The organism is Pseudomonadota bacterium (genome assembly GCA_034189865.1).
Lineage (GTDB): Bacteria > Pseudomonadota > Gammaproteobacteria > UBA5335 > UBA5335 > JAXHTV01.
The window spans coordinates 182,228-207,016 of record JAXHTV010000001.1 but is presented as its reverse complement, the minus strand read 5'-3'; the positions used below and the strand labels follow the sequence as shown (position 1 = coordinate 207,016).

General features: G+C 57.0%; 18 protein-coding genes. 11 read left to right on the top strand and 7 right to left on the bottom strand.

Features of this window, described 5'->3' with window-relative positions:
• Window positions 1–11: 11 nt before the first annotated feature.
• The 3 genes from SVU69_00970 to dsbG are packed head-to-tail and all read right to left on the bottom strand — an operon-like array spanning window position 12 to window position 3,493.
• The gene (locus SVU69_00970; protein ID MDY6941567.1) at window positions 12–1,598 is read right to left on the bottom strand and encodes a mucoidy inhibitor MuiA family protein; all 1,587 of its coding nucleotides are present in this window, start codon (window positions 1,596–1,598) and stop codon (window positions 12–14) included.
• A 2-nt stretch (window positions 1,599–1,600) separates the two neighbouring features.
• Window positions 1,601–2,665: an esterase-like activity of phytase family protein gene (locus SVU69_00965; GenBank protein MDY6941566.1), complete on the bottom strand. Its 1,065-nt coding sequence runs from the start codon at window positions 2,663–2,665 to the stop codon at window positions 1,601–1,603.
• Window positions 2,666–2,698: 33 nt separating this feature from the next.
• On the bottom strand, window positions 2,699–3,493 hold the full coding sequence (gene dsbG / locus SVU69_00960; protein MDY6941565.1) for a thiol:disulfide interchange protein DsbG: 795 nt from the start codon (window positions 3,491–3,493) through the stop codon (window positions 2,699–2,701).
• A gap of 226 nt (window positions 3,494–3,719) precedes the next feature.
• Here dsbG and pepF point away from each other — a divergent pair, with 226 nt between their 5' ends.
• Complete coding sequence (gene pepF / locus SVU69_00955; GenBank protein ID MDY6941564.1) at window positions 3,720–5,603, top strand: oligoendopeptidase F; 1,884 nt, start codon at window positions 3,720–3,722, stop codon at window positions 5,601–5,603.
• A gap of 67 nt (window positions 5,604–5,670) precedes the next feature.
• Window positions 5,671–6,885, top strand: coding sequence for a DsbA family protein (locus tag SVU69_00950; GenBank protein ID MDY6941563.1), 1,215 nt, complete (start codon window positions 5,671–5,673; stop codon window positions 6,883–6,885).
• A 48-nt stretch (window positions 6,886–6,933) separates the two neighbouring features.
• Here the strand turns inward: SVU69_00950 and SVU69_00945 are convergent, their stop codons facing one another.
• Window positions 6,934–7,500, bottom strand: a complete 567-nt coding sequence (locus SVU69_00945) for a GNAT family N-acetyltransferase (protein MDY6941562.1) — start codon at window positions 7,498–7,500, stop codon at window positions 6,934–6,936.
• A 103-nt stretch (window positions 7,501–7,603) separates the two neighbouring features.
• On the opposite strand from SVU69_00945, the gene SVU69_00940 reads away from it, so the two are divergent.
• A complete protein-coding gene (locus tag SVU69_00940; GenBank protein MDY6941561.1) occupies window positions 7,604–8,530 on the top strand; it encodes a histone deacetylase family protein in 927 nt (308 codons plus the stop codon).
• A 33-nt stretch (window positions 8,531–8,563) separates the two neighbouring features.
• Here SVU69_00940 and SVU69_00935 read toward each other — a convergent pair whose 3' ends face one another.
• Both SVU69_00935 and SVU69_00930 read right to left on the bottom strand, forming a co-directional pair.
• Complete coding sequence (locus SVU69_00935) at window positions 8,564–8,851, bottom strand: EscU/YscU/HrcU family type III secretion system export apparatus switch protein (GenBank protein MDY6941560.1); 288 nt, start codon at window positions 8,849–8,851, stop codon at window positions 8,564–8,566.
• Window positions 8,848–10,026, bottom strand: a complete 1,179-nt coding sequence (locus SVU69_00930; protein ID MDY6941559.1) for a flagellar hook-length control protein FliK — start codon at window positions 10,024–10,026, stop codon at window positions 8,848–8,850. Before SVU69_00930 ends, SVU69_00935 begins: the two co-directional genes overlap by 4 nt.
• Before the next feature lie 153 nt (window positions 10,027–10,179).
• Between SVU69_00930 and SVU69_00925 the strand changes: the two genes are divergently transcribed.
• The 7 genes from SVU69_00925 to SVU69_00895 all read left to right on the top strand — a co-directional run bounded on the left by SVU69_00925 (window position 10,180) and on the right by SVU69_00895 (window position 22,791).
• Window positions 10,180–10,962, top strand: a complete 783-nt coding sequence (locus SVU69_00925) for a hypothetical protein (protein MDY6941558.1) — start codon at window positions 10,180–10,182, stop codon at window positions 10,960–10,962.
• A 142-nt stretch (window positions 10,963–11,104) separates the two neighbouring features.
• Complete coding sequence (gene prpB, locus SVU69_00920; GenBank protein MDY6941557.1) at window positions 11,105–11,983, top strand: methylisocitrate lyase; 879 nt, start codon at window positions 11,105–11,107, stop codon at window positions 11,981–11,983.
• 107 nt (window positions 11,984–12,090) lie between these two features.
• Entirely contained in the window at window positions 12,091–13,221 is a 1,131-nt protein-coding gene (gene prpC / locus SVU69_00915; GenBank protein MDY6941556.1) for a 2-methylcitrate synthase, read from the top strand.
• Window positions 13,222–13,304: 83 nt separating this feature from the next.
• Complete coding sequence (locus SVU69_00910; GenBank protein ID MDY6941555.1) at window positions 13,305–14,753, top strand: bifunctional 2-methylcitrate dehydratase/aconitate hydratase; 1,449 nt, start codon at window positions 13,305–13,307, stop codon at window positions 14,751–14,753.
• A 210-nt stretch (window positions 14,754–14,963) separates the two neighbouring features.
• Window positions 14,964–15,767, top strand: coding sequence for a hypothetical protein (locus SVU69_00905; protein MDY6941554.1), 804 nt, complete (start codon window positions 14,964–14,966; stop codon window positions 15,765–15,767).
• 52 nt (window positions 15,768–15,819) lie between these two features.
• A complete protein-coding gene (locus SVU69_00900) occupies window positions 15,820–16,293 on the top strand; it encodes a hypothetical protein (GenBank protein ID MDY6941553.1) in 474 nt (157 codons plus the stop codon).
• 402 nt (window positions 16,294–16,695) lie between these two features.
• Entirely contained in the window at window positions 16,696–22,791 is a 6,096-nt protein-coding gene (locus SVU69_00895; GenBank protein ID MDY6941552.1) for a diguanylate cyclase, read from the top strand.
• A gap of 48 nt (window positions 22,792–22,839) precedes the next feature.
• Here SVU69_00895 and SVU69_00890 read toward each other — a convergent pair whose 3' ends face one another.
• Window positions 22,840–23,889 carry an ion transporter gene (locus tag SVU69_00890; protein ID MDY6941551.1) on the bottom strand — a complete coding sequence of 350 codons (1,050 nt, stop codon included), beginning with the start codon at window positions 23,887–23,889 and terminating at the stop codon, window positions 22,840–22,842.
• A 239-nt stretch (window positions 23,890–24,128) separates the two neighbouring features.
• On the opposite strand from SVU69_00890, the gene SVU69_00885 reads away from it, so the two are divergent.
• Window positions 24,129–24,488 (top strand): DUF3135 domain-containing protein, encoded by a 360-nt coding sequence (locus SVU69_00885; protein ID MDY6941550.1) that lies wholly within the window; start codon window positions 24,129–24,131, stop codon window positions 24,486–24,488.
• Window positions 24,489–24,789: the final 301 nt, after the last annotated feature.

The window sequence follows — 24,789 nt, the reverse complement described above, 5'->3', positions numbered from 1 at the left end:
ACCGCCGGCGGCTAAAAGCCGGGCACCGCACGGTCGACCGGATAGGTCACGGTGTATCCAAAATTGACAATCCGCTCCTGACCCGCTTGGGCCTTCCAGTCCCATGCGTAAACGCCGGGGCGATTATCCACGTCTTTGCGGCTGGGTGGGGTGCCCTGATCCCATAGCGACACCGAGATTTCCTCGTTTCGAGGGACTGGCCTTCGATCGACCACGGTGATGTCGATCGGTTCGGCGTGACGGTTGACGACCTTCGTTTCGTAATGATGTTCGACCCGTTTTTGCTTGTTGAACACGCCGCGTTGGCCGCTGAGGTCCTGCAGACGCCGGCGGGTCACCTCCACCCGCGGGTCGACGCCGAAATACAGGCCGCGGGTTTCCCCCGGGGCCCATAGTGCCAAGTGGCTCTGGCCGACAAAGGCTCCATCGCGGTACTTGTGAATGGGCCCCGCCGGCAGTTCTGTTTCCAACACGGATTGGCTTTCGGCCACGATCCACGGCTCGGCGGCGATCGTGGGAATGATGCGCACGCGCAGCGCGACGGGCCACTGGTGATTTTGTAATTCGAGTCGTTGAGGTTGATTGTTGGCGGCGACGCTGACGCGAGTGGGTGCTTGGTAGTTGACGCCGAAACCGGTATCGATGACCTGGGTGGCCATGTCTTGCTCAGGTGCCAGCCGTTCCAGTGCGGCGGTTTTGGCTACCGGCATCGGCGGACGCTCGACTTGATAATCCAGCCACCAGATATCCGGTAGCTCGGGCGGATGACTGTACTGCGGTTGCGTGGATGAGAGGGTGAGGATCACGTCGCTCCAATCCTCGCCGGTTTTCTGGCGGACCTCCGCCATTTGGCTGAGATTGACTGTGCGGGCATCGGTGTCGAGCCGGGCCTCGTAACGCGGCTGCCAACTTACACCACGCACCCGGTAGCTTACCCGGATGTCGGTTTGGGTGTCCGCGGCAGCGCTGACCTGAATCTGCGCCCGGAGTAACGCCCGCTGACCGGTGCGGATTTGCGCCAAATCGGTTTGGACTTTTTTGATCTGTCGCTCGACATCGGCGAGTCCCAAGGCCGCCGCGCGCATGGCCGATCGGGTCTGTTCGGCCCCTTGGCCGATGGCTTCCCACATGGCGGCCCAACCGGTGGGATCGCCGGCTTGCTCGAGCAGGGCGGGTCCGGCTTTAGACGGCAAGGCGGCGAGGTTTTCAATGAAATTGAGCCGGGTGTTCAAAGCCGACTGTCGATCGCTCAAGGCTTGTTGTTCATTCTTGAGCTCAAAGAGCTGCTGTTCCAGCGCCCGTTCTCGCTCGGCGGTCAGTTCCGTCATCGTGACCCGGGCGGCGTCGACGGTGCCCAACCTCACTTGCGTATCACCCAATTGAACCTGGAGTGAGGCTGCGTCGGCGTTCCCCGGCAGATCATCGAGCCGCAGTACGTGTTTTCCCGCCGGTATCCGCAATTCGGCTTTGCGCTCCACGGTGGCCACGCCGCCGGGTGAAATGGTGACCCGGTCGATTTCACTATCCAGGGGGATCTCGGCGGCCGGCAGCGAGCCGATGCTAAAGAACAGGATGATTCCGATCGCGGCTTTTCTCATGATCAGGGCGTCTCCCGGTGCGCAACTGGGTTATTGACTCGGAAATATACCAGCAAGGTGCGTTGCCGATCTTGACCGTTGTCGTCGCTGATCGCGAGGTAGGTGTTCTCGCCAACGCGCGTGAGTCCCTCGAAATTGTCGAGCAACCAGCCGTCAAGGGTATCCCAACGGGCGAGGGTCCGGGGCTCGAGCGTTGCGCTGTTCTCGGTCAGGAATTCTACCTGACGAAGGGCGATCACCATCCTTCCTCCGGCATAACAACGTTCCATGATGAATAGCTGGTTTTCCGTTTGCGGCTCCGCGGCGACCAAACCGCAGTTCTTGTCCGGCGACAAGGGGTAGTCAAAGCGTTGGCCGTTTAAAAAGAAGATCTCCGTCGCATGCGCGGGGGCGCCTCGCAATGGCCTCTCCGGCGCGCTGAGCAAACCGTGTTGGGGCAGGAAAGCAACGGCTTCCAAGGCGTAATTACGTTCGCTGTAACGGCTGGCTGTGTTGTAGGGGGGTGGCAGTGGATGGTCTTTCTTGAACAGTCCCTGCGTGTCGAACTCTTGTATACGCGGATGCCGTTCGAAGGATACAACTAAGCGTGTTTCGTGCTGTCCGTGGGCCGATTTCTCCAGAGCGATCAGCCCTTCCGCATCGGCCCACTGTCCGCTCAAGGGGCGTGCCTGGCGATCGGTCAGTTTCATCGCCGAGACGAATTCCAGGTTGACCAGGCGGCCATCTCGGAACTCGGGTCGAAGATGATAAAGCCAACCGAAATCTGAGATCGCATAGAGCAGTTGGTCATCACCGGACCACGCCAGGCCGGACAGTCCCCGGAACGGTGATCCATCGGGTGTCGTGCGGGGTAGCCACAAGGCGCCGAGCAGTGTGGCCGCGCCTTCGGAATCCGTGGATGGGTGAAGCGATACGGGCTCCGGCCGCTCCGGGCCCGGCAGGACAATCGGCCAGCTAAAGGCGGTGATGACGAGTAAACTCAGCGCGGCGCAAACGGCGGCCGTCCAAGCGCGGTATGGCCGGTTCCGTCGTTCGATCTCCCGATTTGCTGGCCCCGGTGTGGTCACTGGCGTTCGTTCGCGCGGGCTGGCTGATATCCGTTATGGTCGAACGAGTCGCGGATCGGTGATCGACTGCTCGGGCAAACCGAAGATCTCCGCTAGCTCAGACAATGGTGGCATGCCGCCTTGCAACTGAACCTTGCCGTCGGAATCTTTATAGAGGATGGCCGGTGTGCCCGAGACCCCCAGCTGCAGCATCAACTGCCGATTTTGTTGCAGTTTCGCCTGGGTGTCCAGCGCGATCTCGGTTTGCGATTCCAGGCCGCCTTGCTCGAAGCGTTGTTGGTGATTGTCGAAGGCTTGTGAGGGGTTGTCGGCTTCGAAAATGGCCGCCGCTTTGCCGGGACTGCTCTCGCTCAAGGTGGCGACAATCAGGTGGCGAACTTGCAGCCCGGCCTCGTGGTAATGAGAGGAAGCCAGCCAGAGTAGATGGCAGTACGGGCAGTTGGGGTCGGTGAAGGTGTAGACGACCTGTTTTGGCCTTTCCGCGCCTTCGGCAACCCAAGTACTTCCCTTGTCCAACTCATTCCACAGGGCATTTAAGTCCGGGCCCGGCAGATAGGTTTCGATGTGTTCTCGGGTGAGGTTGTTTCCTTCGGCGTCGACCATGTCGCCGACCAAAAGGTACGCGTTGTCGGCCGTGACATAAAAGACGATCGCCCTGCCGTTGACCCGCGCGGCGTAGCCGGTGAGCCCGCTCGGCGCGTCGAAAGACGCCACAATTTCGAGGCCTTGTTCCACCAGCATCTGAACCGGCGGTGGCAGTTCGGCGGCGTGGGCGTTGAAGCCGGCAAGCAGCATGATGGTTGTTAGGGTTCGGCGGATGATGGTCATTGGGTATTCCTGAATTGGCCCGTTTCGGTCCGGCGCGCTTATTATACAGACGCGGAAGTTGTGAACCGGATTGAACGGGTCGGCGCCTTTATCGTAAGACCGCGACGTGGCGAGACCCATTGCGCCTAATCCAAGACCGTCTCACGGTTCTGCCCGCAAACGCAAAGGGCCTGACTTGGCCAAGCGAACGCGATTTTCAACACACTCTGGGCCGATGGAGACGAATATGCCCCGACAATTCAGCCTACTTCTTTGCCTCGGCGCCGCCCTGATCGTGAGCGGTTGCGGGGAGGAAGCGCCGCCAGAAACGAAGGTGGAAACGGGCGCGGTGGTTCTGGAAGACCCCCACCGCTGGGATCTGAGCGGGATCTTTCCCGACGAGGCAGCGTGGGAAGTCAGTTACGCTCGAACCGACGCATTGAGTGAACAGGCGGCATCCTGCCAGGGACGCCTGGGTGAAAGTGGTGAGACGCTTGCCGGGTGTTTGGAGGCTTTTTCGGATTTGATGAAAGCCGTTTATCGGCTTTATGCCTATGCCCAGTTGTTGTCCGATGAGGACGCCACGGATGCCGAGAACCTGGCGCTGAAACAGCGCGCCGATGTGTTGTTCGCACGTGCCTCGGAGACGGTGAGTTATATTCAGCCCGAGATTCAGTCTCTGGGCGCCAGCCAGGTGGAAGCGCTGACAGAGCAGGCGCCGCGTTTGAAGGCCTACGCGCATTTCCTCGACGATATTTTGCGCCGCGCGCCACATACCTTGTCGACGGAAGGCGAGCAGCTATTGGCCATGGCGGCCCTGGTTCGAGAAGCACCCCAAAGCTTCTATACGATTCTGGCCAACGCCGATATGCCCTGGCCGACCGTGACGCTGTCCGATGGTCGCGAGTTGGTCCTCGATCAGGCGGGCTATACCAAGGCCAGACAAGCTGAAAACCGGGAAGACCGCCGGCAGGTCTTTGATGCTTTCTGGGGAACCTGGGACCGCTACGAGCGCACCCTGGGGGTCGCGTTGTATTCCCAACTTCAAAGTGATCGATTCATCGCCCGGGCACGCAGTTTCGAGGGGTCATTGGCGGCCAGCCTCAACCATGACCATATCCCGCCCGTCGTCTACGAGACCATGGTGGCCGAGACCAATGCCCATTTGGATACCCTCCATCGCTATTTCCGGCTGCGGGCACGATTGCTGGGTGTGGACCAGATGGCCTACTACGATATCTATCCGCCCCTGGTCCAGGGCACCGGGGCCTACCCCATCGATCAGGCCAAAACCTTGGTTTTGAGTTCGGTGGCGGTGTTGGGCGATGAGTATGTCAATGCCATGCGTCGCGGTTTTGATCAGCGTTGGATGGATGTTTACCCCCGTCCCGGCAAGAAATCGGGTGCTTATATGATGGGGGCCGCCTTCGATGTTCATCCTTTCGTGCTGATGAACTACCATGACGATTATGAGTCGGTGTCCACGTTGGCCCACGAATGGGGTCATGCGCTGCACTCTTATTTGGCCAATCAGCATCAAAACTTTCTGAACGCCCAATACGCGACCTTTTTGGCGGAGGTGGCGTCCACCTTCAACGAAGATCTGCTCCTAGATCACATGTTGACCCAAGCCAAAGACGACCGGGAACGCTTGTTCTACCTGGGTTCTGCGCTGGAAAACCTGCGGGGTACGTTTTTCCGCCAAGCCATGTTCGCGGAATTCGAAAAGGTGGTCCACGATCGGGTGGACGGTGGCGAGTCTTTGACCGGCGCGGACTTTACCCAAATTTACCTGGATTTACTCCGGCGTTATCACGGCCATGACCAGGGAGTTGTGACCATTGACGAAGCCTATGGCATCGAATGGGCCTACATTCCCCATTTTTACTACAACTTCTATGTTTACCAATACGCCACATCTATCGCGGCGGCCGCGCTGCTGGCCGAAGATGTCCGGGCCAACGGACCGGCCGCTCGGGAGAAATACCTGGATTTGTTGCGGGCCGGAGGATCGGATTATCCCTACGAGTTGTTGCGTCGGGCGGGTGTGGATATGGCGTCTCCCGCCCCCTACCGGGCGTTGTTTGCCCGCATGAACCGAATCATGGACGAGATTGAGTCAATACTCTGAATGTCGGCAAACCAGTCAATGATGCACGGCGGAGCCGGGCAATAACACAGAAAAGGGGCGGCTGGTCATGGACTTGGAATTCTACCTCGATATCGCATCACCCAACGCCTACTTGGCCTCTACCCAGGTGGAAGCATTGGCGGAGCGGACCGGGGCCAATCTCATCTACAAGCCGGTTCACGCGGAAACGATGTACCGTGCCTTGTACGGGAGTCCAGAGCCGCCCGCCGCGCGGGAAAGCGCACCTCGGCATCGTATGCGGGAGTTGGACTTGTTGCGCCAGGCGGAACTGTTGGGGCAGCGCCTGGTGGAGCCCACCAAAGAAACCAAGCACGCGGTGGATGCCATGCGGCTGATCATGGCGGCGTCCAGCGAGTATCAACCGAGGTTGATACGGGCCTTGTTCCAGGCTCGTTGGGTTGATGGCGAAGACATCGGTTCCCGATCCATATTGGTGCGTATCGCCGAAGATTGTGGCGTCAACGTGCAACATCTCGATCGCGCCGAGTCCCTGAGGGCGCTGCAGGATGCTACCGAAATTGCGCTCGGCAAGGGGGTTTTTGACGTGCCGAGCTTCCGGGTGGGCGACGAGATGTGGTGGGGGGTGGACCGGCTACATTTCGTCGAGCGTGCACTGGGTGGGCATCCGCCGGTGGTCGAGCCGACTCCCAAGGGAGGGGGGCAGCTGGAGTTCTTCCACGATTTCGTCAGCCCCTACGCTTATCTGGCATGGAGTACCCTGCCGCAATTGGCCGCCGCCCACCGCGCACGATTGATTTGCCGGCCGGTTTCGTTGACGCTGCTGCTGGCGGCTCTGGGAACCCCCGGCGTGCCCATGCGGCAGATGACCCGCCCACTGCGTGAATACACCGCCCGTGATTTACAAGCGTGGGCTGATTTGCGCGGTACGCCGTTTCAGTTCAGTACCCATTTTCCCATGGAGACAGATGCGGCCTTGCGCGTCGCATACGCGGAACCGGCTACCACGTCAGTGATTTATCGGGCCGCGTGGGTTGATAACCGGGACATCGCAAACCCTAACGTGCTTGCCGAGTTGATCCGGGATGCCGGCTTCGATGCGCGAGGGGTTTTAAAGCGCAGTGGTGAACAGGCGGCCCGGGAGGCGCTGATCTCCAATTTGGAGCGGGCGATTACCCTCGGTGCCTGTGGTGTGCCAACCTTTGTGGTCAATGGGCGTTACGCATTCTGGGGGCAAGACCGGCTGGGGATGGTGGCGCGGGCGCTGGATGGCTGGGCGCCCAAGGCCGACGAGATCTTATGACTGCGTTGGGACGCGATCGATACCAATCCATCGGTATTTCGAAGTGCGTTAACGAAACTCGCCCTCGTTGCTCGGGTGCAGGTCCAGGAGCATTTCCACCAGCCGTGGTTCATCAAGGTGAATGCGAATACGAAAGCCGAGTTCGCGGGCGAGTTGTTTCATCGACTCGTTGTCATGCAGGGTCAAACCGAACATGTGCCTTAAGCCGTGTTCCCGGGCTGCTCGAATCATGGTTTCCATTAGCCTTCTGCCCAGGCCTTGCCCCTGATAGTCATCTCCCACGGCAACGGCGAACTCGCATGATGTGCGGTCGTCCCGAAGTGAATATTGGGCCATGGCGATTTCCGTTTCGTCGGGCGGCGTGCCGACGGTGATGATCAACCCCATGTCGCGGGTAAAGTCGACGTGGGTGAACCGTTCGAGCATCGAGGGCGGCAATTCGTTGAGGTAAGACATGAAACGGTAGTGCCGTGCTTGGGCCGAGAGATGGCGAACAAAGTCTTGTTCGATTTCCGCGTCTTCCGGATGAATGGGGCGCAGAGTGGCCAGTTGGCCGTCTTTGAGGTGAAATTGTTGCGTTAGATGCTCCGGGTAGTACCGGGTGGTGTCAGTCATAATCGCAACCTCGCTGTGGTCGAAGACTATTCCGCGCATCGGTACGGCGCTAACATCAAGTGAACACGATAATCGTTTTTACCCGGGATTTTGGATCAAGACGATGGTCACTGCATTGATTTCTCACGCTGTCTGTCGTCAACACGACATGGGGCCCCATCATCCTGAACGGCCGGCGCGTCTGACGGCCATTGAGGATCGGCTCGTAGCCGACCGGGTTTACGATCTGCTGCGTCACTATGAAGCACCGGAGGTGACTCGCCAACAGTTAGAACGGGTTCACCCAGCGAGCTACATCGATGAGGTGGAGCGCTTGGCTCCTCTTGAAGGCACGGTCGCCATCGACCCGGATACGGTCATGAACCCCTACACGCTCGCCGCCGCTCGGCGCGCCGCCGGCGCGGCGGTGTTGGGTGTGGATTTGGTGATGCGCGGAGAAGTGGCCAACGCGTTTTGTAACGTGCGGCCACCCGGTCACCATGCAGAGAATGTGGTGGCCATGGGGTTTTGTTTCTTTAACAATATCGCCTGTGCCGCCGCCCATGCTCTGGCCGAGCACGGTCTTTCCCGCGTGGCGGTTGTGGATTTCGACGTCCATCACGGCAACGGCACCGAAGATATTTTTCGTCGAGAAGATCGGGTGTTGTTCTGCTCGAGTTTCCAGCATCCCTTTTATCCCAACACACCCATTGCTCAAAGTAATCCACGAGTGGTCAGCGTGCCACTTCCAGCCGGTACGCGCGGGATGGAATTTCGTGAAGTGGTGGCCGATTGCTGGTTGCCTGCGCTAAACCGTTTCGAACCCGAATTGCTGCTGGTATCCGCCGGGTTCGATGCCCATCAGGATGATCCGATGGCGGATCTGAATCTCACAGAACGCGATTATGAGTGGATTACCTACGAATTGGTGGCGTTGGCTAAACGTCATGCGGCCGGGCGCATCGTTTCGTGTCTGGAGGGTGGCTACAATCTATCCGCGCTGGCGGGCAGTGCATCCGCCCATATCAAAGTGTTGGCGGATCTCGCGTAGATCAGATGATGTGCCAAAGTTCATAGTGGTTTTTTATGTCGTTTCCGGCGGCTTTCTGCCGGTAAGCGAGTAGGTGAAGGCCAACACCTCTGCCACTGCGAGATAGAGTTCGGTGGGGATTTCCTGTCCCAGATCGACTTGTGCGAGTAAAGTGACCAGATCCTTGTTTTCAACGATCGGCACATCGTGTTGCTTCGCGGTTTCGAGAATTCTTTCAGCCACCTCACCTGCGCCACTGGCGACCACCCGAGGAGCGCCTTTGCCGTCCCAGTCCACGGCGACAGCTTGATTCGGCTGGCGTGGTTCTTTTGATGTGCTCACGCGCGGGTGTCCAGAAGATCGACGCTGGCAGCGCCATTCGGTGGAGGCTGGCCACCTCGGCAAACCAGCGCATTAACCGCTATGCCTCGGGCCTCGAGTGCGGTTTTTAAACGGGGTATGCTGGCGTTGATGGTCGCTTGGGTGGTGTCTCGTTCGGCCCACAGAATGGTGGACACGGTTTTCCCATACAGGCTTATTCGGGCGTGGACGTCCCCGAGCGCCTCTAAGTGAACCGCCAGTTGGACGGTCCAGGGCGTCAATTGCGATGGGGTCCGGCGCTGATGTTCTTGTTCAATACGGATTTGCCAGAGGTCGGTGTTCTCGCCATGGCGGACGGGAAGTTCAAAAAACCAAGCGGTTCGCCCTTGGCTCTGTTCTATCGCGCTGGTGAGTTGAGCCATTTCCACTCGGGCTATGCCGGCATCGGCTACCGTCTTTAGTGCGGTCGCCTCATCTGCCGGTGCTGGCGCATTGGGCACAGCGGGGGGTTGGGGTTGGGGCTGATGTCCGGGTAATGGCGGTGGCTTATCGGTTTGGACCACCCACTGCCCGGGCGCGGTCACTGCCGATCCGCTGCCGGGCCGGGTTCCGAGCAGTCGTGACAGGCGCAACAGCATATTCTTCAGGTCTTGGTTAAACTCGCCGGGCTTTAGCGATGCGCCTTGATGCGCCAATTTGGATTCCAGGAACAGGCCGGAGTCCATCAAGGCTTGTTTTAGGCGTCCAGCATCCGTTAACTGCTGCGGTGTGGGTAGGGCTGCGATCAACCGGCTGGAAGCATTCGCGACCGATCCCGGCAGTTTGCCCGATACGTTGGCTTGGGATAACTGTCTAAAAACAGATGGAAGATCGGTTTGCCGAGATAGTTGTTGTCTCAGCGTGTGCTGCGCCAGCGCGTCGTTGGATGATGTGAGTAAGCGCAAGATCGGCGCATCTTTTGCTTGCAACACTTGGAGCAAGACCGAACGGCCGGCATCCAACTGCAGTTGGGTATGTGCTTTGATTTGCTGGCCGTCGATTTGCAGCTTGAGCAGGCCCTCGGCGGTTTGGGCCAACACGCGGGCTGTGACGACATCACCGATGTTCCAGCCCAATGACTGTGATCGGGCGCCGGTGACCGCAACCAGGTTTGCCGTGCTGAGTGTGGCCGGCGCTGCTTTGGTTGGGGTAATCATGCGGCCGCACCGGTGTTTTTGTTGGAGTCTGCCATGGCGGTTTTATCGGCCACGCATGATTTTGCTTGAGAAGCGGCGTTTAAAGCGGTTCACAATGCAGCCGACATAAAGAGGTCTAGATATCACAATCGTGCCAGGGACTGAGTGATTCGCATGGCGTCAGTGGACCCGAATCGTAGAATTCGAATTTTCTTCCTACTGCTTATCCTCTTTTTCGTTGCGGCCACGACCGCGGTGGATAGCTGGCGCGTTCGCGATTGGGATCGTTCGCTGTGGGTGGTGATTTATCCTATCAACGCTGAGGGTAGCGATGGCGTTGGCAGCTATATTAGCGGCTTGGAGAAGGCTGCATTCGACCCGGTTGTTCGCTTTTTCGAAGAAGAAGCCCGTGCCTACGAGCTGCCTTTGGATACTCCTGTGATCGTTGATTTGGCGCCCGAGATTGGCCAGTTGCCGCCGCCCCCTCCGGAGAGTCGATCCGTGTTCCGGGTTGCGCTGTGGAGTCTGCGTTTGCGATTTTGGTCGTGGCGGGAAGATCCCTATGATGGTCCTACTCCGAACGTTCGATTGTTTGTGCTTTACCATCAGGCGGATGAAGGGAAAGTCCTTGCGCATTCGTTCGGTCTTGCCAAAGGCCGGATTGGCGTGGTCAATGCGTTTGCCAGCCGACGCTTGGCGCCGTCGAATCAAGTGATTATGGTCCACGAGTTGTTACATGCACTCGGTGCGACGGATAAGTATGATCCGGAAACCAATATGCCCTTGTTCCCCCATGGGTACGCCCAGCCGGACAGGGAGCCGTTGTTGCCCCAACGATTCGCGGAAATTATGGGCGGCCGTATTGTGGTCAATGCGGATCGCGCTGATATCCCCCCCAGCCTCGACGCCGTCTTGATCGGCCCCCGCACTGCGCGCGAGATCAACTGGACCGAGTGAGTCTTCCGCGGCCGTCGCTAAACCGAGATCATGTCGGCGCTCGGCGGGTTGGTGGACTATTGAATTGTTTTGGCTTATCTCGATGATCTAGAATGGATCGCTCGATTGACCTAATGTCAATGGCCGATCACAAGGAGGTGGCATGGCCGCACAGGATAGCGCGGGCGCACGATTGAGGCGGGCGGTAGACACCGAACGTCCGCTACAAGTGGTCGGCACAATCAATGCTTTTTCCGCACTGCTGGCGGAGCGAGCCGGCTTTCAAGCGATATACCTCTCAGGCGCTGGTGTCGCCAACGCTTCTTTTGGTCTGCCCGATTTGGGAATGACCACTTTATCCGAAGTATGTGAAGACGTCCGACGAATCACCTCGGTCACGCAGCAGCCCTTGCTCGTGGACGCGGATACCGGTTGGGGGCATGCATTCATGATCGCTCGCACCACCCGGGAATTGATTCGGGCCGGTGCTGGCGGCATGCATCTCGAAGATCAGGTCGCCGCCAAACGCTGTGGCCATCGGCCCGGCAAGGAGTTGGTGGCGTTGGGTGAAATGGTCGATCGGATCAAGGCGGCCGTGGATGGCCGCACCGACGATAACTTCGTGATCATGGCGCGAACTGATGCCCACGCCAGTGAAGGGGCCAGTGCGGCGGTGGAGCGTGCAGCGGCCTACGTCGAGGCGGGTGCGGATATGATCTTCGCCGAAGCACTCCACACGCTGGATGAGTACGAGGCGTTTACGCAGGCCGTGCCGGTGCCGGTGCTGGCCAATATCACCGAGTTCGGTAAAACACCTTTGTACACCGTCGAGCAACTTGGTGCTGTCGGCATTCGTCTGGTGCTTTACCCATTATCGGCATTTCGTGCCATGAGCGCGGCTGCCCTCCGGGTCTATGAAGGGATTCGCCAGCAGGGTACGCAGCAGGATTTGATCGAGTTGATGCAGACCCGTGCCGAGTTATATGAAGTGCTCGGTTATCACGAGTACGAGCAAAAGCTCGACGAACTTTTTTCCAAGTAAAGCAATTAAGAACGCGACGCCAAGCGGCGAGGTGATTGGGCCTTCGGTTCATCACCGCTTGGCAGTGGTGTCAACAAATTCAAGACCAAGGAGGAGTCCATAATCCTATGGTAGATAAAAAACTAGGTGGCGCTGGCCTACGCGGCCAAGTCGCTGGAGAGACCCGACTTTGTACCGTGGGTAAGGAAGGAGCAGGGCTGACCTATTGTGGCTACGATGTTCGGGATCTTGCCCGAAACGCCCGGTTCGAAGAAGTTGCCTATATGTTGCTTCATGGCGGGGAACTGCCGACCCAATCCCAGTTATCGCACTATCAGGCCAAACTGAAAGAGAATCGAGGTTTACCCCAAGCGCTCAAAGACGTGTTGGAGCGGATTCCCGCATCGGCCCATCCTATGGACGTGATGCGCACCGGTTGTTCGATGTTAGGTAACCTGGAGCAAGAGAACGATTTCTCGGAGCAAGAAGACGTTGCCGATCGATTGCTGGCCGCTTTTCCCTCCATCATCACGTATTGGTACCGGTATTCGCACGACGGTGTTCGTATCGATGAACAAACCGATGACGATTCCATCGGTGGCCATTTTCTCCATTTGCTTCATGACCGCAAGCCCAGCGATCTGCATCAACAGGTCATGAATGTGTCCCTGATCCTGTATGCGGAACACGAGTTTAACGCATCGACGTTTACCGCCCGGGTCTGTGCTTCGACGCTGTCCGATATGCACTCGTGTATCACTGGCGCGATTGGTTCGCTGCGGGGGCCGTTGCATGGTGGAGCCAACGAAGCCGCCATGGACATGTTGCAACAGTGGGCCGATCCCGATGAAGCCGAGGCCGCGATCAAAGAGATGCTGGCCCGCAAAGACAAAATCATGGGGTTTGGCCATGCCATTTACCGCACCTCCGATCCCCGAAACGAGGTGATTAAGGCGTGGTCCGCCAAGCTGGCGGAAGAGTGTGGTGATACCACGCTTTATCCTGTGTCTGAGCGCGTAGAAAACGTCATGTGGGATACTAAATCGCTGTTTCCCAATGCCGATTTCTACCATGCCTCCGCTTATCACTTCATGGGAATTCCCACCAAGTTGTTTACACCCATTTTTGTGATGTCGCGACTGACCGGATGGGCCGCTCACGTGATGGAACAGCGCGCCAATAATCGAATTATTCGCCCTAGCGCGGAGTATACGGGGCCGGACTTGCGGCCTTATGCGCCGATCGACCAGAGGGGCTGACCCAGACCCGCACTCAGTGGGTTCCACAATAGAATATCAATGTCGGCCGCCGTACCGACACCCGATTTGATAAAGGAAAATCAATGGCTCACGACATTCGTTCCGCTAAGCGTCCCAAGCCCGACAAGGCCTTGGTGGAAATTGCCGATTATGTTCTCAATTACAAAGTCGAAAGCAGTCGCGAGGCGATGAAAACAGCGCGTTACTGCTTGATGGATACAGTGGGTTGCGGGCTTTTGGCCCTTTCTTATCCGGCCTGCACCAAGATGATGGGGCCAGTGGTGCCGGGTGCGACGATGTCGGGTGGCGCCCGTGTTCCCGGAACGTCCTATGAGCTGGATCCGGTTCAGGCAGCGTTCAATATCGGTTGCATGATTAGGTGGCTGGATTTCAACGACACCTGGCTGGCAGCGGAATGGGGGCACCCCTCCGACAACATGGGTGGAATTTTGGCCCTGGCCGACTATGTGAGTCGGCAAAGATTGGCTGTGGGCAAAAAGCCTCTGCTGATGCGCGATGTGCTTAAGGGCATGATCAAGGCGCATGAGATTCAGGGCGTCACCGCGCTGGAAAATAGTTTCAACCGCGTGGGCTTGGACCATGTGATGCTGGTACGGATCGCCACCACTGCGGTAGCCGCGGAAATGCTGGGTTGCACGCGAGAAGAGGTAATCAACGCAGTTTCCCATGCGTGGATTGACGGTTCCGCACTACGAACCTATCGCCATGCCCCGAATACCGGGTCACGCAAGAGTTGGGCGGCCGGCGATGCGACTTCCAGAGGCGTGCGTCTGGCGCTGATTGCCGCCCGGGGCGAAATGGGTTATCCGTCGGCTTTGTCGGTTCCGACATGGGGTTTTCAAGACGTTCTTTTCGGCGGCAAGAAACTGAGATACAAACAGTCCTTCGGCACCTATGTGATGGAGAATGTGCTGTTTAAAATTTCTTTTCCGGCCGAATTTCACGCTCAAACTGCCGTCGAGGCAGCGTTGACTTTGTACCCCGAGGTGAAAGACCGACTCGATGATATCGATAGAATCGTGATCGAAACTCAGGAAGCGGGGGTTCGAATCATCGATAAAACCGGGCCGTTGGACAATCCGGCGGACCGAGACCACTGTATTCAATACATGGTTGCAGTGCCATTGGCCTTTGGTCGCCTGACCGCTGACGATTATGAGGATCACGTCGCTAGGGATCCTCGAATCGACGCTTTGCGGGACAAAATGGAAGTGGTAGAAAACAAGCGTTTCAGTAAGGATTATCTCGATCCGGAAAAGCGCTCCATCGGCAATGCGGTGCAGATCTTCTTCAAGGATGGTAGTCAGTCGGAAAAGGTGGTTGTGGAATACCCCATCGGCCATCGTCGGCGACGTAAAGACGGAATTCCGCTTTTGGAGGAAAAGTTTCGTCACAACATCGCCACTCGCCTGTCACCGAAGCAATGTTCCGCACTCGAGGCGGTGTGTTCCAAACAAAAAGCGTTGGAAGAGACGCCAGTCAATGAGTTTATGGATCTGCTCATCGTATGATGTTGTCTGTAAATTAGAAGCCACGTTCCCAACGAACCGACGGGAACGTGGTTAGTGGCGTAAGCTTCTTGTGATCGGATTAGGTGCTAGCTCCTTATGGGTTTTTCCTTTAAGACAGTTTTGCGGTGCGTGGTCCCCATTGCTTTGGCGATGGTCGCAACAGTCCTCCACGGCGCCAGCTGTAAAGGTCCGGCGGGTATTGCGCCTAGTTTGACGGCCAGTGATTACGACGGGCTGTTGTTGGGTGGGGACGGGTGTTTCTATGACCCCGCCAGCGTTCGTTTGGAATTGGTTCCGCGCCTGGGTAGCGCCGGAACGCCCTCCTCGGCGCTGATGTTCTATGTCAATGCCGCGCTACCTGACCAAAGGCAGGCTGGGACAACGGGAGTAAACAATTCACTTCGGCCGCTCCACGCGCGAACGGGAATTGACATCGTGACCGTGTTCTTCGGCAACCAGGGCCGCACCGACTCGTTCTCAGAAATTAGCCCATTCGCTGAGACCAGCCGGGCAGTTGATACCCTGGTGCGGTTGGTGCTCGATCGGGTCGGGCGAGGCGAGGAAACCTACATTCGCAGTGGCAGTGCAGGTCCTCTCGTGGTGGTGGAGGCGCTGCGGCGAATTCGTTTGCAGCTGCTCAGGCAGTCACGCAGGATCTCCGACGTGGATGCCCGCATGGCGCTCATCAAGGTGGAGACTTTCGGCTCTGTAGCAAAGTGGTTTCCGCCGGGGCCGCGCTATGTCCATTATGTCAATCAACGGGATGTGGTTCCGTTCCTGTTCGGCGTACTGAGTCCGACGGCATCGCCTGGCCCTAATGCGGTCATCGCGTGGTTTGATGATCGAGTGCCCGACGTCAAACTTCGCGAGTTGGGTTTGACCATTCCCAGTCTGAATCGCTACATCGCCTCAGCGCATAATTCTCCAGCCTACATCGCTCATTGGTATCCGTTTGAGAAAATATATCAACAGCGACGTTCACGATTGCCTGTGTCTTTGGTGCGGGCTCCTTAATCTGGCTGGTCCGCGGCATCGTTGAGGTGGGGAGCATGGTCTTGGCGTTTCCGTGAACGTGTACCAACTCAAGGAGGTCGTGACTGAATTCCTGGCTTTGGTCCGTCGCGGGTCCGGGTCGTCGGAAGAGGATGAGAAGCGGCTGGCTTTGCTGTTTTCCGCGCTGACCCAAATGCCTCGCGGACTGGTAACACGACCCGATCAGAGTATTTTCCCTGCCCCGCCGGCACTCCCGTATCAAAATATTCGTGACGTGGTCGAACGACGGTTCCCGTCGTTCGGGTCGTACGATCTATCAAGGCAATTGAGCGAGATCACCGGGCAGACGAGTATCGCCCGGGGTAACGCATTGGATGACATGACCGTGATCGCCAGTGCGCTATTTGTGATTCATTGGCGATTTGAGAATACCAGCCTTGCAGACGCCCTTGTTCATCTCGAGCAGTGCGTTGATTCCGAGCTCGCCTCCCATTTGTGTCGTGTGCAGTTATATCTTCAAGCCCGTCGGCAAGGCGTACCGAATTAGAACGGAGTGACATTGGATTGACTTGTCTGGGCAGTGTCGCTCAACATTGGCCTCGTATTTTCGCTATTTTGCTATCTTAAATTCATCATATTTGGGTGGATTTGTGCCTGGGTTTGTGTTTTGGTTGTCGTGAAGTGTTTCGTGACGTCAGGTTATTTCGCGCCAGCCGGCCGATTTAGTTGGATGGCGTTTCCGCATTTTGCTTGATTAGCGGCATTACTTTCCGCGGTTCAGTTGTGCAGCCAAAGGTCGATACAAGATCTACCGATTGCAAAATAATAACGATTGCGGGGGCGGTATCATGACGCGTCTTTTTGACGTTGCGGTTCCGTGGCGTAGCGTCTACGCGCTCTTCGCCTCGCCGTATTATAAGGTCCGTGGGTCACGCCGGTGGTGGGGCGCATGCTGAATTTTCTTCCCCAAATTAGCGAGTTACAACCCACCGTAAAGTTGGGTGAGAGTTTCCACGCAGAAGTTTACCAAGCCCGCCGATTTGGACGTCAGCGAGACGAGTGCGTCGTAAAATTTATTCGGCCCAATTTTGTGGTGCCGGACTTGCAGGATGCCATTCGTCGGCAGCTTAGCCGGTGGGAGCGGCTACACCCCAATCAAGTGGTGTTGCCCACCGATTTGCTTTTTTCCCAAGGACGTTTTGCGCTGGTCATGCCCGATGGCCAGGGTGTACCGCTCCAGGAGTGGCTGTGCCAAGACGACTCGCTGGCCGTCGAGGTAGCCCTTGGAATTACCATGCAACTGGCGTCGATATTGAGTCAGCTTGCCAGTCAGGGTTTGGTCCACGGCGCGGTCAAGCCGAGCAATATCTTGCTCAGCCCGGAGTCGATGGAAGTTCGGCTCACGGATGTCATACGAATTGTGCCGATGGATCGGCAAAGTATATTTAGTGCCCATCCTCATTTCTTACGCCACACGTTGCCCTATCTGGCGCCAGAGCAGACCGGGAGAATCAGCCAATCGGTTTCGCCAGCGACAGACCTATACGGGCTGGGTGTCGTGCTGCACGAACTGCTGACCGGCTCGCCGCCTTTTGAGGGCTCGGAGCCCGCATCCTTGGTGCATTCGGTGCTGGCGCGTCAGCCGGACCCGGTGCATTGGAAACGTCCGGACGTGCCCGAGCCAGTGAGTATGGTCGTGGCTCGCCTGTTGGCCAAGGAGCCGAACCAACGTTACTCCAGTGCGGCCAGTCTTCTGAAAGATTTGGCGCGCGCCCGAGCTGAGCTTTTGAGTGACGGTGTCGTTTCCGCATTTGCGCTCGACGTGGATTGGGTGCCTGATTCGGATGTGCCTGAGATTCCGGTCTTCGGGCGTGAGGAAGAGATCAAGACGCTCACCCAAACATACGACGCCGTTGCCAAAGGCGCCGTTCGGGTGGTGCTGATCAGTGGTGTGGCGGGAATCGGAAAATCCCGACTGGTTGATCAACTGCAAGTTCCCATCGTTCTCCACCATGGTTATTTCATGACGACCCGTCTGGACGGGAGTCGTAACGCACGTCCCTACGAAATGTGGGTCGGCGCCTTGGACAAGTTATTACAAGTATTCCTCACCGAAGATGATGAGCAGGTCGAGACTTGGTCTCGGCGTGTTAAGGAAGGCGTGCGAAACGAAGGGCGTGCCCTCGCCGATTTGTTGCCTCATCTTGAGCATCTGGTTGGGACCCAACCAGAGTTGCCGGAATTGAGTCCGCTTGAGGCCAAGCAGCGGACTTTTCGCGTTTTGACCCGTCTATTGTCGGTCATCGCATCCTCGAAAAAACCGCTGGTGTTGTTCTTCGACGACATGCAATGGGCCGACAAAGAAAGTTTGGAGTTCTGGGGGTATCTCTCCGGCCGGACCGGTGAGCTGTCCGGACTGATGCTCATCGGCGCCTATCGTCGTGGCGAAATGTCTGAGAAGCCTGCGCTGCAAAAGCTGTTGCGCACTTTGGCGCTAGCGGAAACTTCGCCGGTCGCACTTCAACTGGCTGGACTGGATGAATCGGCCTGTCGGGCGTTGATTATGGCATTGACGGAGCCGCTCATCTCCGGCAGGGAAGCGCTTTGCCAACTGGTGCTGGAACGTTCACGGGGGAATCCGTTATTCGTTATCGAGCTGCTACGTTGGCTTCGAAGCGAAAACCTCCTGACCAGTGACGCTCGCGGTTGGCGATTCGATGCCTTGGCCTACTCGCAGGCCGACGTGCCGGCAGAGGACCTGGGGCTGGTTCGTGGTCGCATTAACGCGCTTGATGGTCGTTCTGAGGAAATGTTGGCTGCAGCAGCCGCGATTGGGCGGCGATTCAAACTATCAGAGTTGTCGTTAGCCACGGGTCGGGATTTGGCGGAGATCGAGTTCGCGTTGGAGCCGGCTAAGCAAGAGAATCTCATCCAAGTAAATGGAGTCAACTGGATATTTGTCCATGACCGCATTCAGAAAGCGGCGATGGAGCGCGTGGGTGCGGAAAAATGCGCTACTTTGAGGTATCGACTGGGGGAGCACTACGCCACTTTGATCGATGGAAAGGCTGGGTTGAGGGAAGATCGCGGTTTGTTCCGGGCTGCGGATTATCTGAACGCTGGAAGACCCGCTTGTCTGAGTGGTGAAAAACGACTTCGGGACATTCGCATCAATTTGATGGCCGGGCAGCACGCCTATCGACAAAAAGCCATCGAGTCGGCTGGGCGCTACTTCGCAGCCGCTCACGAATTGTTTACCCCCGAGATTGCGCATCAAGACGCTGAGTTGGTCAAAGAGGTGACTTTACGACACGCGGTGGTTGAGTCTCTGCTCGGGAATGACGTAGAGGCTGAAGTGCTGCTGGATCGGCTGTTGTCGCGCGACGATGCGAGCCCTGCTTGGCGTGCCACAGTTCTGCATGAGAAGGGTGTCACGCTCTCCAACCGTAATGAATTCCAAGCGGCGATTCCGGCATTTCTTGAGGCACTGTCCCTGCTGGGCTACAGCGTCGAGCCCAAGGGGCGGGATGTGCGACGAGCGACGGTGGAACTGCTGTCCGAGCTGAATGCCATGTTACTGGATATTCAGCCGGGGCATCGGTCAGTGCCGCGGCGCAGCCAAGATCCGCGACGCGAACTCATTCTCAATGTTTGTCGTGAACTGGCGCCTTGCTACTACTTGACTGGTAGCCTCGATCACTATTTCTACGTGGGCACGTTGGCAACCCATCTTCAAGCTAAGATCGACTCTGATAGTCGCGCTTGGCGTCACTATTTTCTGGTGGGTGTTTGTAGCGTTGGAGCGCGGGAGTTCAAGCAGCATGCGCTGGCGGATTTGCTGGAGGATATTCAACTCCGGCTCTGTCGTGAACGTCCGGGAACCCTAGAGTCGGCGTTTTCTTTTAGTCAATTTGTCGGTTTGGGGTTTCATTGGCGACATACGATGGAGGAGGCTCGCCGCGCCGCATCTACAAGTTTAGCGGTGGGAGAGGAACTCCGGCACCGATTGGTCGTCTGCAACTGCCAAGTTTTGTCTTTGTTTGCGGAAGCCTTTTCCGCTACTAATCTGACCGAACTGCATTCGGCCGCACGCTCGGCAGAAGCTTACGCCGAGTCATACGAGCTCCTATGGGCCAAGGAGATGGCCGCGTCCGTCCGTATCGGATTCGTCAATCCGTTGGTATCCGAAGCGGATCCCAACGAAGAACAAAACGCAGTCAATCATTGGATGGAAACCCAGCAATGGGGGAGTTTGGCCACCTATTATGGCTTCCGCGCCACATCGGCTTATTTTTTCGGTGATGTTGCGGCGACCGCGGAATTGCTCAAGCGAGCGGAGCCTGGGTTGTCAATTGCCCGATCCATTCTCCCGGAACGGCAGTGGCACATCGTCCGGGTGCTACATGCACTGGATGAGATTTCATCCAGCCCTGATGGGCCCGGCAGTATATCGGAAAGTCCGGTGGGCCAATCGCTGGAACTGATTCGCGGCTGGGCAGGGCTCGGACCGGCTTTGCGCCCGTATTTGGCGCTTATCGAAGCGCGCCTCGCGGAACTTCGGCAAGATGATATCAGTGCGCGCAATTTGTACTTGGATTCGATCGATTTGGCCGAAGAAGCGAAGTACAACCTGCTTCTTGGTCATGTTCACGAACGATTCGGTCATTTCCTGCGGGACCGTCAAAAAAGCCAGGCGACCTATCATTTGCAGGCAGCGGCGCGTGTTTATCGAGAGTTAGGTGCAGACAAATTGGTTGCGCAGCTCAGCGAGCGGGATCGGATTCGTACCGTTGACGAGCACGATCAGGCATCCGATCGTTCCTTCGACACGGCATTATTGCTTGATATTGCCCACCGCATTTCAAATACGCCAAATCCGCACGAACTGTTCCGAATCATCATCGAAGTGGTGTTAGATCGCCTCAGCGCTCTGGATTGTTATCTGATCGCCAGTCGAGACGGCGCACTGTTCTTACGCGCGGTTGGGCGCAAGAACAAAAGGGTCGACGTCGAGCTGATGGAGCGCCCACTTGCCGACGTCGAAGACTTGTTTGGGCGCAGTATTATTCGCCATGCCCAGCGGACACGACAGTCTGTGCAATTGGAGGACGCCAGCCGAACGGGACTGTTTACAGACGATCCGGAGGTTCAAAAGCTTTCGCTCAGGTCCGTACTTTGCTATCCGCTCATCAGTCGCGGCAAAGTTCTGGGGCTGCTGTATCTGCAGAACAATTTGCTCTCGGGGGTCTTTAGCGAGTCCGATTTAGAGTTTGTCGACGTTGTCGCGTCGCAAGTTGCTGGCGCGCTGGAGAGCGCTCGTCTGTATCGGGCGCAAACCGGGGCAATGGAGGAGCTGTATCGAGAGAAGGAGCGCGCCCAGGTGACTCTGGCATCGATCGCGGATGGCGTGATCACCCTTGATCGGAATAATCGTGTCGAATATATGAACTCGTCGGCGGAAGCATTGACTGGGTGGGAGTTGCGGGACGCAAGAGGTCATCCCGTCGCCGAGGTTCTGCGGCTGACGGGGCATCAGAGTTCCGCAGCGACGGGTTCGCATCCCTTTGAATTCAATAACGACATTGGGGGTGATGGCGGGGCGTTTGGCAAGAACCAGTTGCTGAGTCGCGACGGACGGGAATTGACGATCCAAGCGTCGACTTCAGCGATTCGGGGGCAGGATGGCAATGCTTTTGGCGCAGTGGTCGTTTTCCGGGACATCACCGACGCTGAGCGTATGGCCGAGGAAATCGCCTACTACGCCAGCCACGATGCCTTGACCGGCTTGGTCAATCGCCGAGAGTTCGAGCGTCGATGCCAGTCGTGTCTGGATTCTGCAAAGTCCGAAGAAGCGCATCACTGTCTCTTGTACTTAGATTTGGATCGGTTCAAGCAGGTGAACGACACCTGCGGCCATGGCGCTGGCGATCAGTTGCTCAAACAAGTCAGCGAATCATTGAAAGGGCAGCTCCGTCGAACGGATTCCCTGGCGCGTCTTGGTGGGGACGAATTTGCCGCGTTGCTGGCGCATTGTGATGTCAAGCGAGGCTTGATTATCGCAGAGAATATCCGGCGGACCGTTGAGGATTTCGAGTTTGTCTGGGATGGGCAGTTGCTCCAGATCGGCGTCAGTATTGGCGTGGTCCCCATCGTCGGTGACAAAATGAACTTGTCGCGGCTGCTTAGTCTGGCTGACAGTGCATGCTATGAAGCCAAGAAGCTGGGGCGAAACCGAATACACCAGCTGCATAGCACTGTTTCCGAGAAGGAGGGGGCGGCTGATGACCCGGAAGTGGTTGCGAAGGTCGGGGAAGCGATCAGCGCCGAAGGCTTGGAGTTGTTCGCGCAGCGCATCGTCCCCCTAGACGGAGCGCAAGAGATTAACTGGTGTAAGACCTTTCTCCAGTGGGGTGCCACTGATGGTGAAGATACTTCGTCCCAACGCTTGAGGTCGGTCTTTGCCGCCAACGGTCCGTCGGCCGGTTTCGACGGGTGGGTGGTCAGAAAAAGTCTCGACTGGTTAGCATCCATGCCCAAGGAAAAGCGCACGGTTGCCTTGTGCAGCGTTGATTTGTCGGCAGCATCCTTGAACGACGCAGCCTTCCGTACCCACCTATACCAAACGATTTCGGAATCCAGCGTGGATCCCGCGCGTCTATGTTTCGAGATCAGTGAGGTCGATGCGATCAGCTGCGAGTTGGCATTTAAGGCGCTCGTCCAACTGTTGAGGCCTTTGGGATGTCGCTTTGCGATCGACGGATTCGGCGCACAGATCGGTTCGATTAACCGGCTTCGCGATTTCGCTGTGAATTTTGTCAAAATTGATGTCGGGTCATCGGAGGACTTGGCAAAGGACGCAGTTCATAAAGCCTATGTCTCTGCGGTCAGAGTCCTCACGGCCGCTTCGGGAATACAGCTAGTCGCAACCCATGTTTCCGATGAGGTTTCATTGGAAACATGGAGAGCGCTGGGCGTTGATTATGCTCAAGGGAGCGTGGTCGATGAGCCGCATACCCTGTCGTCGCTCCGCTGGGCCGCCGCTTAGTCCGCAGCGACGGTTTCTAGACGAAGGTCCATTCCCGAGGGTGAGACTTCAGTTGTTTTGTACTGGTGGTGTGCTGCCGGTTTGATTCCCCGAGGGCTTTGTATTGGATTGCAATGTGCCGCTTCGGTATGGGCAGCTTGCAATTGAATTGCCACAAGGAGGGGGGGTATTCTCATCGATTGGATATCCGGCGCTTTTTCGGTTCATCCGTCGCTCGTAGATCCTGAGCGCCTCCTCCGGGCTGAGCCCCAAACGAACGCGGACCTCTTCCAAAAAGTCTGCCTCCGGCCGCGTTATGGTTTCGTCGCCCAGCGCTTGGTCTATCGCTGCCGCATAGGTCTCCTTTCGACGGTGTAGTTGGTCGGAGAACGCCGAGGCCAGTATGCCGGCCGGCAGGGCGACCATGCCGATTCCGACAATCGTTACGGTAGCACCGAATACCCTGCCTCCAGCAGTAATGGGTGTTACATCGCCATACCCAACGGTGGTTAGAGTTGCTACTGCCCACCACATGGCTGCCGGAATGCTGCCAAAGGCATCTGGTTGTGCTTCATGTTCGAAAATGTAAATTCCGCTAGATGCGAGCACTAAGATGACCATGAGTACGAACAGCGCAGCACCGAAAGCTCGAGCTTCTTCTTTTAATACAGATAAAACAACTTCCAACGCCGAGAAGTAGCGGGTCAGTTTGAATACTCGAAGGAGCCTGAGTACGCGCAGGAATCGCAGGTCGAGTGCCACGAGTATGGACAAAAAGTAGGGTAGTATCGCTAATAGATCGATCAGCGCACCGGGAGACACGATATATCTAAGCCGCGCAGCAAGTGGGCGTTCGCGGGAGTTTCTCGGATTCTCGACGCAGGACCAGAAACGGCAAAGATATTCAGCGGTAAAAATCGCTACGGACACATCCTCGAAGCGCGAGAACAGAGCTCCGTACCGCACCGAGAAAGAATCCACCGACTCCAGAATCACGGCGACCACGTTGAGCGCGATCAGAACGACGATGGCGCTATGCAACCAGCGGCTTTCCCGACTAGAGAACAGCTCTTCGTCAAGTAGGCGGTAGGTCTGGTGGCGAATGGTATGGCGGTGCATAGTGTTTTAATCAGAAGTACACAGTCCACGATGTCTCTCGTTATCGGCCCATGTTTCATCATTCTTGACGGTCAGGTCGGTATCAGGTCTTTGGGGCGCTTGCAATAGACCGGGTCGTTAAGCGATTGGGCCAGGGGAACAGAAGTCGGTCTATCCATGAGAGCAAAAAGGGATTCGTGTAGAATTAACCGATATGGGTTCCAGGATTTCCCCTCGTTATGGGGTAGAGGGAGAGCGACATGGAAAGTGAACGAACCGGGAAATTCGATTTTGATACCTGGGCTGATCTCGCAAAAAGCGACCCACAGGCTTTCGAGGCGCGGCGCTGTGAGGAAATCGAGCGGCTGATTGGCTCTGCGTCCGCTGCAAATCGCTGTCGTCTTCGCGGGTTGCAGTTTCGTATCGACATGGAGCGTCGCCGGTCGCGTACACCGATCGGCGGTTGCGTTCGGTTGTCTCATTTGATGATGGACGCTTTTCACAATCAGTTTGTACCGTGTATCGTCGGCGATATCGATCCTTCCAAGCCAAGGGATCTTACTCGTGCGCCCGTGATTTCAATGGATCGGTATCGTGATCAGACGGGTCGTTGCGATTAACGCCGGCGTCCTAGCTCTGATTTTTCTGTAAACAGCATCTTGTAGTCTTCTCCGGTTAAGCGGCCGCGAAACTTTTTGTCCTCATCATCCTCTTTCGATTCAAAGGCCAGATAGCCGTCAGCCGCATCCCTGCGGCCAAGCGATCCATTCTTGGTCCCGCAACTCTTCCGCTTTAATTTTATTGTTGCCCAATCCATACAGTCGTCGAATTTTTCGCCGATAGGGGTTGTTAGCCAGGTTAAACGCCGGGCGATGTTCGTCGCCCCTGAGAGTTGTCTGGGTGTCTTGGCAGGGAGATAGT